The 12,500-nt window shown below is 61.1% G+C and carries 13 protein-coding genes and 1 other RNA gene; 8 read left to right on the top strand and 6 right to left on the bottom strand.

The features are described 5' to 3' along the window. The first annotated feature begins 13 nt into the window (after positions 1–13). Positions 14–514: a GNAT family N-acetyltransferase gene (locus L4923_RS24080; protein WP_239369643.1), complete on the top strand. Its 501-nt coding sequence runs from the start codon at positions 14–16 to the stop codon at positions 512–514. 10 nt (positions 515–524) lie between these two features. Here the strand turns inward: L4923_RS24080 and L4923_RS24075 are convergent, their stop codons facing one another. The 4 genes from L4923_RS24075 to L4923_RS24060 form a co-directional block, all read right to left on the bottom strand. Then, positions 525–758, bottom strand: coding sequence for a ribbon-helix-helix domain-containing protein (locus L4923_RS24075; protein ID WP_239369642.1), 234 nt, complete (start codon positions 756–758; stop codon positions 525–527). Between the two features lie 6 nt (positions 759–764). Beyond that, positions 765–965, bottom strand: coding sequence for a DUF4169 family protein (locus tag L4923_RS24070; RefSeq protein WP_239369641.1), 201 nt, complete (start codon positions 963–965; stop codon positions 765–767). Positions 966–973: 8 nt separating this feature from the next. Next, positions 974–1,507 (bottom strand): SspB family protein, encoded by a 534-nt coding sequence (locus L4923_RS24065; protein ID WP_239369666.1) that lies wholly within the window; start codon positions 1,505–1,507, stop codon positions 974–976. 135 nt (positions 1,508–1,642) lie between these two features. Beyond that, positions 1,643–2,323 (bottom strand): TetR/AcrR family transcriptional regulator, encoded by a 681-nt coding sequence (locus L4923_RS24060; protein WP_239369640.1) that lies wholly within the window; start codon positions 2,321–2,323, stop codon positions 1,643–1,645. A 165-nt stretch (positions 2,324–2,488) separates the two neighbouring features. Between L4923_RS24060 and L4923_RS24055 the strand changes: the two genes are divergently transcribed. Next, on the top strand, positions 2,489–3,694 hold the full coding sequence (locus L4923_RS24055) for a multidrug effflux MFS transporter (protein ID WP_239369639.1): 1,206 nt from the start codon (positions 2,489–2,491) through the stop codon (positions 3,692–3,694). A gap of 262 nt (positions 3,695–3,956) precedes the next feature. Here L4923_RS24055 and L4923_RS24050 read toward each other — a convergent pair whose 3' ends face one another. Then, positions 3,957–4,505 (bottom strand): AAA family ATPase, encoded by a 549-nt coding sequence (locus L4923_RS24050; protein ID WP_239369638.1) that lies wholly within the window; start codon positions 4,503–4,505, stop codon positions 3,957–3,959. 135 nt (positions 4,506–4,640) lie between these two features. Next, positions 4,641–4,999: a transfer-messenger RNA gene (ssrA, locus tag L4923_RS24045) on the bottom strand. A gap of 139 nt (positions 5,000–5,138) precedes the next feature. Between ssrA and L4923_RS24040 the strand changes: the two genes are divergently transcribed. The 6 genes from L4923_RS24040 (at position 5,139) to L4923_RS24015 (ending at position 12,479) form a co-directional block, all read left to right on the top strand. Then, positions 5,139–6,164, top strand: coding sequence for a LacI family DNA-binding transcriptional regulator (locus tag L4923_RS24040; protein WP_239369637.1), 1,026 nt, complete (start codon positions 5,139–5,141; stop codon positions 6,162–6,164). Positions 6,165–6,236: 72 nt separating this feature from the next. Next, on the top strand, positions 6,237–7,547 hold the full coding sequence (xylA, locus tag L4923_RS24035; protein WP_239369636.1) for a xylose isomerase: 1,311 nt from the start codon (positions 6,237–6,239) through the stop codon (positions 7,545–7,547). Between the two features lie 40 nt (positions 7,548–7,587). Next, positions 7,588–8,649, top strand: coding sequence for a sugar phosphate isomerase/epimerase family protein (locus tag L4923_RS24030; RefSeq protein ID WP_239369635.1), 1,062 nt, complete (start codon positions 7,588–7,590; stop codon positions 8,647–8,649). Positions 8,650–8,651: 2 nt separating this feature from the next. Then, positions 8,652–9,827, top strand: coding sequence for a Gfo/Idh/MocA family protein (locus tag L4923_RS24025; protein ID WP_239369634.1), 1,176 nt, complete (start codon positions 8,652–8,654; stop codon positions 9,825–9,827). Further along, positions 9,824–11,359: a sugar ABC transporter ATP-binding protein gene (locus L4923_RS24020; protein WP_239369633.1), complete on the top strand. Its 1,536-nt coding sequence runs from the start codon at positions 9,824–9,826 to the stop codon at positions 11,357–11,359. The genes L4923_RS24025 and L4923_RS24020 overlap by 4 nt, the downstream gene beginning before the upstream one ends. Positions 11,360–11,474: 115 nt before the next feature. Continuing rightward, positions 11,475–12,479, top strand: coding sequence for an ABC transporter permease (locus L4923_RS24015; RefSeq protein ID WP_239369632.1), 1,005 nt, complete (start codon positions 11,475–11,477; stop codon positions 12,477–12,479). Positions 12,480–12,500 lie beyond the last annotated feature (21 nt).

Below are 12,500 nucleotides of genomic sequence, written 5' to 3'. Positions count from 1 at the left end.
GAAAGGGCAAAGCATGGACATTGCAAAGGTGCGATTGGCTGGCCCCGACGACGTTGGTGCCTTCAAACACATACGGCTGGAGGCGCTGCGCCTGGAGCCGGCTGCTTTTGCGAGCCGCGTCGAAGATTGGGAAGCTTTATCGGACGAAGACTGGCTGGGGCGTGTCACGAACGGCGCTGTTTTCATTGCCTTTCGCGAGGATGAGCCGGTCGGCTTGATGGGCCTGTTGCGTGAACAATCGGCGAAATCGCACCATCGTGCCACGATCGTCATGGTCTATGTGCGAGCGAGCGAACGCGGTGCAGGTACCGCCAAGGCATTGCTGGATCGGCTGACTGAACATGCGCTTGACGCCGGCATCCTGCAGCTGGAACTCACCGTCAGCACGGAGAACCCTGCAGCACAGCGCTTTTATGCACGCGAAGGCTTTGCCAAGATCGGCCGTCTGCCGGCTGGATTGATCCATGAAGGCAAGGAAATCGATGAAGTCATGATGGCCAAACGCATCGGATGATGAAGCACGCTTATCGTGTGATTTGGCCTGCTTCCCGCTTCACCCACTCCAACACGTAAAGCCGAAGCGCCGATGACAGGTTGGCCTCGCGTGGACGCCGCTCGTCTATCTCGGCCACGAGGGCCGCGACGGTGAGTCCTCGGCTTTCGGCTATAGCGGCAAGTTCGTCTGAAAATGGTTTTTCGAGCGAGTAGGACGTGCGGTGACCGCGAATCGTGACGGAGCGTTTCTCGACGAGGCTCACGCGCTCTTAGTTCTTGTGTGAGCTGTCAGAAGCCGTCTCGCGGCGGTGGCCTTCGATACGGCGTTCGGCTTTTTCAGCCAGCATCTTATCGCGCTGCTTTTCGCTCTTGCTGCGACCGTGCAACGCACGGTTCTGATCGGCCGTCGCGGCGCGCTGCTCGCGTGCCTTGCCCTTCTTGAACTGGCGGAGATTTACGACCTCGGCCATCGGGCGGATTACTTCTTGCGGAAGGCGTCGAGCGAGACGACTTCGGCGCCCTTGCCGGAGGCTGACTCATCGACCGCAGGCTTCTCCGGTTCGGCGGCCGCTTTCTTTTTCGACTCGGATTTCTTTTCGGGAGCAAGTGCGACGGGTTCCGGCGCCGGCTTGTCTTCCTCCTCATCGGCAGTCTCGGTCCGGACGTCGAATTCGAGTTCGAAATTCACCGATGGATCGTAGAAGCCGCGCACGGCGGAGAAAGGGATTTCCAGCTTTTCCGGGATGTCGGAAAAAGACAGGCCGACTTCGAAGCCGGCTTCCGTAACCTTGAGGTCCCAGTATTGAAATTGGATGACGATGGTCATCTGCTCGGGATAGCGTTCGCGCAAGCGCGAAGAGATGCGGACGCCGGGCGCGCCGGTCAGGAAGGTGATGAAGAAATGATGATTACCCGGAAGGCCGGTGCGCGCGACTTCGGCCAGAACTTTGCGCATGACGCCGCGCAAAGCTTCCTGGGCCAGGATGTCGTAGCGAATGTGGTCGTCGGCCATATGCCTGGGCGGTTCCATTGAATCGTCCGCATAGCTGTAATCAAGCTTGGCGGGCTCGTAAACCGCATATAGAGGGCGCAGGCACCGTGGCCAACACCAAAGCCGTCTTTAGGTGACGCTTTCGCGACGTCGGGCTCAAGCCAGCGACGTCTCGCGCAGACGGGAAGCCGGTTGCCGGGCGCCATAGGCCTTCAGGAAGGTTCGTACCCCATTGGTCGCCGACTGCAGGACTTCCTCCTGGCTCGGCTGGATGCCCATCATGAATTCGATCTGTAATTCGGCATTGATCAGGCCGACGAACTGCCGAGCGGTCACGTCTGGATCATCGATGGCAAGATGGCCGGCGAAGGCGAGACGTGCAAAGCGTGCGGCAAGTGCCGGAAGGGTGGTCCCCGGACCATTCTCTCGCCATTCCGCAAACAATTCAGGGTAGCGCTCGCCCTCGGTCTGGATCAGCTTGCGCAGGAATTTGCCGTCACGACTGCAGATGCAGTTGCGATTCATGCGAACGGCATAGGCGACCAGATCCGCCTCAAGATCCTTGGGTTGGTCGGGGAAGGTCGCGAGGGTGGCGAAAATACCGGCATTGCAGCGTTCGGTGAGCTCGCGCACGACCGCCACAAACAGCTTTTCCTTGTCACCGTGGTGATTGTACACGGTTTGACGCGAGACGCCCGCTTCCGCAGCAATCAGGTCGATATTGGCGCCGGCAAAACCTTCGCGGCAGAAAACCGACATGGCAGCATCTACGATCGCGACTCTTTTGGCTTCGTGGCCGCGCGGCGGGAAATTGTCAGCAGCAATCGTTTGGCTCATAGAAATCTATTTAGCAGTGATTGACAATTTGGACAAGGATGTCTAATTTTCTGGACTATAAGATTTAAAGATGCGGCGCCTCCGCGTGTCGGCATCGCGGGGGATGGAACGTCCTTAGGTTAGACGCCGCATCGCGGCAGTAACCGAATTTGAAAGAGCCATATCATGAACGCGCATTTTCTCCGCACCGCGGTGCTGCTCGGCCTTATGTCTGCTGTCGGTGCTTTTGCTGTCGACATGTATCTGCCGGCGCTGCCCTCGATCGGCGCTGATCTCAACGCCAGCACATCGGCTGTGCAGATGAGCCTCTTGATCTTCTTTCTGTCGATGGGTTTCGGGCAGATCGTGGTCGGCCCGTTGTCGGACATGTTTGGCCGCAAGCCGCCACTTTATGTCGGCCTTGCCCTCTTCATCATCGGCGGCGTCGGCTCTGCAATGGCACCGAATATCGAGTGGCTTATCGCATTCCGTTTCCTGCAGGGCCTCGGCGCCAGCGCGGGTATGGCCATTCCGCGGGCTGTCGTGCGCGACATGCACACCGGCAATGAGGCTGCCAAGCTGATGTCGCTGCTGATGCTGGTGTTCTCCGTCTCGCCGATCTTGGCACCGCTTTCCGGCAGCCTGATCATCGAAACCCTTGGCTGGCGTGCCGTCTTCTGGGTGCTGACAGCAGCCGCGGTGATTGCCATCGTGCTTCTGGCCACGGCGCAGAAGGAGACGCGGCCGGTCGAGGATCGCGTCGGTTCCTCCTTCGGCTCGGCGCTGAAGGGCTACTGGTTTCTTCTCAATGACCGCAACTTCCTTGGCCTCACGGCAATTGGCGGTTTCGGCATTGCGTCCTTCTTCGTCTATCTGGCGAGCTCGTCTTTCATTCTGATCGACCACTATGGTCTTTCACCGTCGCTCTACAGCGTGTTCTTCTCGATCAATGCGGTGGCTTTCATAGGCATGTCGCAGATGACTGGCCTTCTCGCCGACCGCTTCGGATTGAAGCGGGTCGTGAAGGTGGCCGTGGTCGGTTACGCCACCGCGATGGTGGTGTTGCTGGCGATCATGGCCTCCGGTGTCGATCGGCTGGACGTGATGGCGAGCCTGTTGTTCGTGGGCTACGGCTTCCTGGGCCTCGTTATCCCGACCACTTCGGTGCTGGCCATGGAAGAGCATGGCACGATTGCCGGCACTGCTTCAGCGCTGATGGGTACGTTGCATTTTGCAATCGGCGCGGTGGCGATGGGTGTCGCCGGACTGTTCTTCGACGGGACGCCGCTGCCCATGGTTGCAGGCATAACACTCGCGGCCGTGATTGCCTTTGCGCTGACCCAGATCACGCTCGGCCGCGTCCGTCAGCCGATCGAAGCGCCGGCGGAATAGAGTTCCAGAACGGAAAGGGGGGGGGGGGGGGGGGGGGCCGCCGGGGGGGGGGGGGGGGGGGGTGGGGGGGGGGGGGGGGGGGGGGGGCGCGGGGGGGCGCGGGCGGGGGGCGCCGCCCCCGCCCCCCGCGCGGCCTCCTCTACTCCACCCCCCCCGCCGGGGGGGGGGGCGGCCCCCCCCCCCCCCTTTCCGTTCGGCGTATGAGTTGGGCTCGCGATTGTTCTCGGAGGCGAGGCCGGGCTCGCATCTTCCTTGTCGGACGCTATCCATCAAGCTCTTCGAGGATGAGGGTTAGTCGTTCTTTGACCGACGCGCGTGGAAGCGTGATCAACTCGTAGCCATAGCGCGGGTAGGTGTCGGCCAAGGCTTCGAACGTGCGTTCAGCTTCGTCAAGATCCTGCTTGCGCTCTGCATCCTGGGAGAAGATCTCCGGCCACGGCGGAGCGATGAAAACGCGACGGTTGTAGCGGAAATGCTCGGTTGCTTTCTCCATATGTGCTGGTACCGGCAGGCCGCTCAGCCGGAGATAGGCGAGCGTGTCCAGCACGCCGCGGTCGAAGAAAACCGGACCTGCCAGTTGGGACACGGTGTGATGTGAGCGCAATTCCCAGGCCAGCATCAGTTCCGCGAACAAGGTCTTGTCGCGCCATGGCAAGGCCGAACCACCGATCGTTACCTGATCCCGGATAATGTTACGGCCTGCTTCGGGCGCGGTAGCGTAGCCCCGTGCAGCCAGTGCCTCGATGAGCGTGGTCTTACCCGATCCCGGGCCACCGGTCAGCACGAAGAATCGGTCGGTATGGTTTTGCATGGCGTGACCTTCCATGGTTGGGGTTCAACGAGCCCAGATGGGCTGTCAGCTGAGGTTTTGGGAGGAATTGCGCGTCGTCACGGCCATCGGGCATTCGAGATGCCGATCGGAGCGAAGCTTACAGATGTAGGGAGAAGTGGAGGCTTCTGTTGCCAGGTGCCTCCGGACCCCGCCTAGAGGTGCGAACCGCTAGGGCTTGATTTGAAGCGTTCGCGCCGCATTAAGCAGCGAGACGAGCTTCCGCATAGTTGTCGTTGGCAACTATAAGTTTAGCCCGATAACGGTGGTACAATGCCGGGTACAGCAATCTGTCTTTCAACGCCCGTCGAACCCATTTCACCCCCATCATAAGCCGTCGCGCCGAGGACGGTTTATGGTGGAGGTGGCGGTATCGAAACCGCGTCCGGATCGCCTATTGCACAGTCGGTTTAGCACCATAGTCCTGTTGCCAGGACGTTCCCAATATACGGACGGGCCCGCTGGGTTTCAATAGCAGGATCAACGAAAACAGAGCCTTGCACAGAACACCTGCCGGCGCTGCCAACTCGCAAGTGAGCGATCATGAGATACGTACATCAGATTCTGCTTTACGTACCTCAAAACTCCATGCTAGGTCGGCGCCGGGAGTGAGGAATGCGTCCAACAGTTCATGATGTAGCCGGCGAGGCGGGTGTCAGCTTGGCAACCGTAGACCGTGTGCTCAACAGACGGTCCGGCGTGCGTGCAGAGACCGTGGCGCGCGTCAATGCCGCTATCATGAAGCTCGGTTATGTGCGCGATATCTCGGCGGCGAACCTCGCCAAGCAGCGCGTCTATAACCTGCTCTTCATTGTCCCCGAGGGCTCGAACAGCTTCATGCTGGGGCTGGAAAAGGAACTCGGCCAGGCAAAACTCCATGCCTTGCTCGACCGCACTCATCTCGACATCCGCAAGGTGAAGACTTTCGATGCCGATGCCCTGGCCACGGCACTGGAGAATATCGATGTCGCGCAAGTGTCGGGTGTCGCCTTGGTTGCTACCGAATCCCAACGCGTGCGCCAGGCTTTGACGCGGTTGAGGGAGGCCGGCATCCCGGTCGTCACCCTCGTTTCCGATGTCTCCGATCCCTATCGCGATCACTACGTTGGCATTGACAATATCGCCGCCGGTCGAACTGCGGCCAGCCTGATCGGTCGCTTTTCCGGGCGGCGCTTCGGCAAGGTGGCGCTGGTCGCCGGCTCGATGCTGGTGAAGGATCACGCGGAGCGCCGCGCCGCCTTCGAGCAGGCGATCGGGGAAGAATTTCCAGGGCTGGAATGCCTGCCCGTGCTCGAAGGTCGGGATGATGCTGCGGTGACCCGTGCGTTGCTGGCTGAGCTTCTCGACCGTGAGCGCGATATCGTCGGTCTCTACAGCATCGGCGCCGGCAATCGCGGCGTCATCGACGTTCTGACGTCGAAGGCCGAGTATCGCGAGATCACGGTGGTTGCACACGAGCTCACCGAGCATTCGAAGCAGGCGCTTCGCGACGGTGTCTTCGACGCGGTCATCAATCAGGACGCCGGCCATGAGGTGCGCAGTGCGATCCGGCTTTTGAAGGCCAGGATCGACGACACGCCCGTCATCGCCAATCAGGAAGCCATCCGGATCGAAATTTATGTCCGGGACAATCTGCCATGAGCCCAGACGCGAGCGCAGCTGTCTCCCACAGTTCGCGAGACGAGGGCATACGACCTATGAGGAGTTTATAGCGTGAGCACAGGGTTTTTCGGCGATATCGGTAAGGTGAGATATGAGGGGCCGGATTCGACCAATCCACTCGCCTATCGTTTCTACAACAAGGACGAGGTCGTCCTGGGCAAGCGCATGGAAGACCATCTGCGCTTCGCCGTGGCATATTGGCATTCTTTCGCTTGGCCCGGCGGCGACCCTTTCGGTGGCCAGACCTTCGAACGTCCCTGGTTCGGCGATACGATGGAGGCAGCCAGGCTGAAAGCCGACGTTGCCTTCGAGATGTTCTCGATACTCGGCGTGCCTTACTACTGCTTCCATGATGCGGATGTGCGACCGGAAGGCAAGAACTTTGCCGAGAGTGCAGCGCGCCTTGACGCAATCGCCGATGTCTTTGCAGCGAAGCAGCAGGAGACAGGGGTCAAGCTGCTCTGGGGTACGGCCAACCTGTTCTCACACCGCCGCTATATGGCGGGTGCGGCCACCAATCCGGATCCGGAAGTGTTCTATTACGCCGCCGCCACCGTCAAGAAATGCGTCGACGTTACCAAGCGGCTTAGCGGCGACAACTACGTGTTGTGGGGTGGTCGCGAGGGTTACGAGACCCTGCTCAACACGGATCTCAAGCGCGAGCGCGAACAGGCCGGCCGCTTCCTGTCGATGGTTGTCGACTACAAGCACAAGATTGGCTTTAGCGGCACGATCCTGATCGAGCCGAAGCCGCAGGAACCGACCAAGCACCAGTATGACTACGATGTCGCGACCGTCTATGGTTTCCTGAAGGACTTCGGCTTGGAGAAGGAGGTCAAGGTCAATATCGAACAAGGGCACGCCATCCTGGCCGGTCACTCCTTCGAGCACGAACTGGCACTTGCCGACGCGCTGGGCATCTTCGGTTCCATCGACATGAACCGCAACGATTACCAGTCGGGCTGGGACACCGACCAGTTCCCCAACAATGTGCCGGAGATGGCGCTCGCCTATTACCAGGTGTTGAAGGCCGGCGGATTCACCACGGGCGGCACCAATTTCGATGCCAAGTTGCGCCGCCAGTCACTCGACCCGCAGGATCTGCTGGTCGCCCATATCGGAGGCATTGACTGCTGTGCGCGTGGCTTGAAGGCCGCGGCGCGCATGATCGAGGACAAGGCGTTGTCCGACCCGCTCGAGGCGCGCTACGCTGGCTGGACAGGTGCCGAGGCAAAAAGCGTGCTTTCAGGCGAAACGACCCTCGAGGATCTTGCCGCCAAGGTTGTCCGGGACGGCATCGAACCGGAACCACGTTCTGGCCGGCAGGAATATCTGGAGAATATCGTCAACCGCTATGTGTAAGCGCAGCCAACATGCGGTTGCCTGAATTGGGAGGAGTTCGATGAAGACCATCAAGGGGCCGGCCATTTTCCTAGCGCAGTTCGCCGGGGATGCCGCGCCGTTCAACTCGTTTGACGCCATCTGCAAATGGGCGGCTTCCCTGGGCTACAAGGGGGTGCAGATTCCGACCTGGGACGCACGCCTGTTCGACCTGAAGAAAGCATCGGATTCCAAGGGATATGCCGACGAGGTGAAAGGCGTGGCCGCAAGCCACGGTCTGGAGATCACCGAGCTTTCCACGCATCTGCAGGGCCAGCTCGTGGCAGTCCATCCGGCCTATGATGCTGCCTTCGATGGTTTCGCCGCGCCCGAAGTTCGCGGCAATCCAGGCGCTCGCACCGAGTGGGCGGTTGATCAGGTCAAACGTGCGATCCGCGCTTCGGAGCATCTCGGGCTTAAGGCACACGCGACGTTCTCGGGCGCGCTTGCCTGGCCCTACGTCTATCCCTGGCCGCAGCGTCCGGCGGGCCTGGTCGAAGCTGCCTTCGACGAATTGGCAAGACGCTGGAAGCCGTTGCTCGATTATGCCGACGAGCATGGCGTCGACCTGTGTTACGAGATTCATCCGGGCGAGGATCTGCATGACGGCGTAAGCTACGAGATGTTCCTGGAGCGAGTGAACAACCATGCCAGGGCCAACCTGCTCTACGATCCCTCGCATTTCGTACTGCAGCAGCTCGACTATCTCGACTACATCGACATCTATCACGAGCGCATCAAGGCCTTCCATGTGAAGGATGCCGAGTTCAATCCAACCGGGCGTCAAGGCGTCTATGGCGGCTTCCAGAGCTGGGTCGACCGCGCCGGGCGCTTCCGCTCACTCGGCGATGGCCAGGTCGATTTCGGCGGCATTTTCTCCAAGCTTACCGCCTATGATTTCGATTCCTGGGCCGTGCTCGAATGGGAATGCGCGCTGAAGCACCCGGAGGACGGTGCACGCGAGGGCGCGGAATTCATCAAGCATCACATCATCCGCGTGACCGAACACGCCTTCGACGACTTTGCCGGTGCGGGCACCGACGATGCCGCGAACCGCAAGATGCTCGGGCTGGACAGGAGCTGACCATGGCGATTGAAGGCAGCAAGCAGGAAACGCAGGCCGGCCGCATCCGGCTGGGCATGGTCGGTGGCGGGCAAGGCGCCTTCATCGGCGCGGTGCACCGCATCGCGGCCCGCATCGACGATCAGTTCGATCTGGTTGCCGGCGCACTTTCATCCGATCCGGCACGCGCGAAAGCTTCGGCGCTCGACCTCGGCATTGCGGCCGATCGTGCCTACGGCTCGTTCGAGGAGATGGCCAGGGCGGAAGCCGCCCGGCCGGATGGGATCGAGGCTGTTTCGATCGTCACGCCCAATCACATGCATGCGCCGGCCGCAAAAGCATTCCTGCAAGCTGGTATTCATGTCATCTGCGACAAGCCGATCACTACTACCGTGGGCGAAGCGCAGGAATTGGTCGACTTGGTGAAGGAGACCGGCAAGGTCTTCGTGCTCACCCACAACTATACCGGCTATCCGATGATCCGGCAGGCGCGCGCCATGGTTGCCGCGGGTGAATTGGGCGACATCCGGCTGGTGCAGGTGGAGTATCCGCAGGACTGGCTGACCGAACGCGCCGAACTCTCGGGGTCCAAACAGGCGGAGTGGCGCACCGATCCCAAACGCTCCGGCGCGGGCGGTGCGATCGGCGACATCGGCACCCACGCCTACAATCTCGCTGCTTTTGTCACCGGCCTGGAGACCGATGAGCTCCTGGCGCAGCTGACGGCATTCGTGCCTGGCCGGCTGCTCGACGACGACGTCCAGATCCTGCTCCGCTACAAAGGCGGTGCACGCGGCATGCTGTGGGCGAGCCAGGTCGCCGTCGGCCACGAGAACGGGCTCAAGTTGCGCGTTTACGGCACCAAGGGCGGCTTCGAATGGGTTCAGGCCGACCCGAATTACCTGTGGTTCACGCGGTTCGGCCAGCCGAAGCAGCTTTTCACCCGCGGCGGCAATGGCGCGTGGCCGGAAGCCGCCCGTGTGACGCGTGTTCCGGGCGGTCATCCGGAGGGATATCTGGAAGGTTTCGCCACGATCTACGCCGAAGCGGCACGCGCCATTCGGGCGGCCCGCGAGGGCGGGAGCGCGGATGCCGACGTCATCTACCCGACCGTAGAGGACGGTCTTAAAGGCATGCAATTTATCGAAGCTGCCGTCGCCTCATCAAAAAGCGGCAACGTTTGGACGAAGGTGGGATGAGCCAGGCACCGTCAGCCGCACCAGCCGAGAATGCCGCTCCGTTGCTGAAGGTTGCGGGGCTCTCGAAGTCGTTTGGCCCGGTACAGGTGTTGAAAGGCATCGATCTGACCGTTGAGGCTGGCCAGGTGCATGCCATCATCGGCGAGAACGGCGCAGGCAAGTCGACACTGATGAAGATCTTGTCCGGCCATTTGCAACCGACGGACGGCGAGATCAGGATCGACGGACAGCCGGTGGTCTTTTCGGGGCCGGTGGATGCCGAGCATCGCGGCATCGTTCTCGTGCATCAGGAGATCCTGCTCGCGCCTGACCTGACCGTTGCCCAGAACGTGTATCTGGGACGAGAAATCGCCAAGGGCCTGGTCGTCGACGACAAAGCAATGAACGAGGGCGCCCGAAAAGCGATCCGTGAACTCGGCGGCGACATCGATCCGACCGTGACTGTCGGGCGTTTGTCGATCGCGCAGCGTCAACTGGTGCAGATCGCGCGCTCGCTGCTGGTGCCGCACCGGCTTGTCATCTTCGACGAACCGACAGCTTCGCTCACGCCCGTGGAAACGGAAGCGCTGCTCAAGGTCATCACTGATATCCGCGCCAAGGGGACTGCCGTCCTCTATATTTCCCACCGTCTGCCGGAGGTGAAGCTCATCGCCGACAAGGTAACCGTGTTGCGCGACGGGCGCCTGGTCACAACGCGGGACGCCAAGGACGTCGAACCGGTCGACATGGCCAGGCTGATGGTTGGGCGCGATGTGGCAAAGCTTTATCCAGACCGGGCTGCTGCTGGCACGCGTGAGGTCGTGCTTGAGGTGGAGGACATGTCGGTGCCGGGTTATGCCGAGCACGCTTCGTTCCAGTTGCGCAAGGGCGAGATACTGGGCTTTGCCGGGCTCGTCGGTGCCGGTCGCACCGAACTGATGGAAGGCATGGTCGGCTTGCGACCGGGGCGCGGTACGGTGCGCCTTGCCGGCAAGCCGGTGAGCTTCACCAACGTGCATGACAGCATGAAGGCCGGCATCGCTTACCTCTCGGAGGATCGCAAGGGCAAGGGCCTGTTGCTTGCCAAGGATCTCAAGGTCAATCTGACACTTGCCTCACTCGGTCGTTTCGTACGCTGGGGGCAGGTGGATCGCACCCGTGAGCGCGAGGCACTCGACAAGGCGATTGCCGAATTCGACATCCGCACGGGCAGGAAGGACCTGCTGGCCGGGCAACTGTCGGGCGGCAACCAGCAGAAACTTTTGCTTGCCAAGATGATGATGCTCGATCCGTCGATCATCATCATCGATGAACCGACGCGCGGCATCGACATCGGCACAAAGGAACAGATCTACAAGTTCATCGCGGGGCTGGCCGCCGAAGGCCGGTCGATCATCGTCGTCTCGTCCGAAATGCCGGAACTGATCGGTCTGTGTGACCGCATCCTGGTGATGCGGACTGGCCATATCGTCGGCGAGGTGGCTGGCGACCACATGAATGAAAACGAGATCGTCGTGCTGGCAACCGGCGTGCAAACGGGAGAGGCCGCCTGATGCGCGTCGCGAACTTTCAGATACGCGCCTTGCTCATAGGGTCTTTTGATGTCGCGCATGCCGTATCGCAAAACCGCAGCGCATCTTTGCGCGGCAAGCATCGGGCGGGAGAAGAATGACTGAGACAGCAGCAGCAACGGCGAAGGCGAAGCGATCCTGGAAGGACGTGGACCTGCGGGCAGTGGCGCCCTTTGTGGCATTGGCACTGCTGCTCGTACTCGGCGCCTTCGCCAATCCGAACTTCATCAGCGTCGACAATCTGCTCAATGTGCTGACCCGCAGCGCTTTTATCGCGATCATCGCGGTGGGTGCAACCTTCGTCATTTCTGCGGGCGGCCTCGATTTGTCGGTGGGTTCCATGGTGGCCTTCGTGGCGAGCCTCACCATCCTGTTCATGAACAGTGGCGCGGTCAGCGATCCGACGATGACGATCGTGGCGGCGGCACTGCTCGCCATTGCCATTGGTGCCGCCTGCGGCCTGGCCAATGGTTTGATCACCACTGTCGGGCGCATCGAGCCGTTCATCGCGACGCTCGGCACGATGGGTATCTATCGCGGCTTGACCACCTGGCTGTCGCAAGGCGGCGCCATCACCCTGCGCAACCCGGATGTGCAATCGCTCTACAGGCCGGTCTATTTCGGGGAAATCTTCGGTGTGCCGTTCCCGATCTATGTGATCGTCATCACCGCTGCCATCGGCGCTTTCGTGCTCTATCGCACGCGTTATGGCCGCCATGTCGTCGCGGTCGGCTCCAACGAGGATGTGGCGCACTATTCCGGCATCCCGGTCAGCCGGGTGCGCACGCTCACCTACGTGATCCAGGGCTTGTGCGTCGCTGTGGCATGTCTGATCTACATCCCCCGGCTGGGTTCGACCTCGGCGACCACCGGCCTGATGTGGGAACTGCAGGCGATCACAGCCGTGGTAGTTGGCGGCACGGCGCTGCGCGGCGGAGTGGGGCGCATATGGGGTACTGTCTGCGGTGCCTTCATCCTCGAGATCGTCGGCAACATCATGCTGCTTTCGAACTTCGTCAGCGAGTACCTGCTTGGGGCCATCCAGGGGGCGATCATCATCATCGCCATGCTCGTCCAACGTTCGCTGGTGAGGAAATCGTGAAACGGGGCCGGGTCCTCGGGT

The sequence above is a fragment of the Terribium retamae genome (assembly GCF_022347545.1).
GTDB lineage: Bacteria > Pseudomonadota > Alphaproteobacteria > Rhizobiales > Rhizobiaceae > Mesorhizobium > Mesorhizobium retamae.
This window is presented reverse-complemented; position numbering and strand designations above follow the sequence as displayed.

What these genes read in the sequence shown, in the direction of transcription:
- L4923_RS24080 (WP_239369643.1), top strand. Translation starts at nt 14, where the DNA reads ATGGACATTGCAAAGGTGCGATTGGCTGGCCCCGACGACGTTGGTGCC.
- L4923_RS24070 (WP_239369641.1), bottom strand. Translation starts at nt 965, where the DNA reads ATGGCCGAGGTCGTAAATCTCCGCCAGTTCAAGAAGGGCAAGGCACGC.
- L4923_RS24065 (WP_239369666.1), bottom strand. Translation starts at nt 1,507, where the DNA reads ATGGCCGACGACCACATTCGCTACGACATCCTGGCCCAGGAAGCTTTG.
- L4923_RS24060 (WP_239369640.1), bottom strand. Translation starts at nt 2,323, where the DNA reads ATGAGCCAAACGATTGCTGCTGACAATTTCCCGCCGCGCGGCCACGAA.
- L4923_RS24055 (WP_239369639.1), top strand. Translation starts at nt 2,489, where the DNA reads ATGAACGCGCATTTTCTCCGCACCGCGGTGCTGCTCGGCCTTATGTCT.
- L4923_RS24050 (WP_239369638.1), bottom strand. Translation starts at nt 4,505, where the DNA reads ATGCAAAACCATACCGACCGATTCTTCGTGCTGACCGGTGGCCCGGGA.
- L4923_RS24040 (WP_239369637.1), top strand. Translation starts at nt 5,139, where the DNA reads ATGCGTCCAACAGTTCATGATGTAGCCGGCGAGGCGGGTGTCAGCTTG.
- L4923_RS24030 (WP_239369635.1), top strand. Translation starts at nt 7,588, where the DNA reads ATGAAGACCATCAAGGGGCCGGCCATTTTCCTAGCGCAGTTCGCCGGG.
- L4923_RS24025 (WP_239369634.1), top strand. Translation starts at nt 8,652, where the DNA reads ATGGCGATTGAAGGCAGCAAGCAGGAAACGCAGGCCGGCCGCATCCGG.
- L4923_RS24020 (WP_239369633.1), top strand. Translation starts at nt 9,824, where the DNA reads ATGAGCCAGGCACCGTCAGCCGCACCAGCCGAGAATGCCGCTCCGTTG.
- L4923_RS24015 (WP_239369632.1), top strand. Translation starts at nt 11,475, where the DNA reads ATGACTGAGACAGCAGCAGCAACGGCGAAGGCGAAGCGATCCTGGAAG.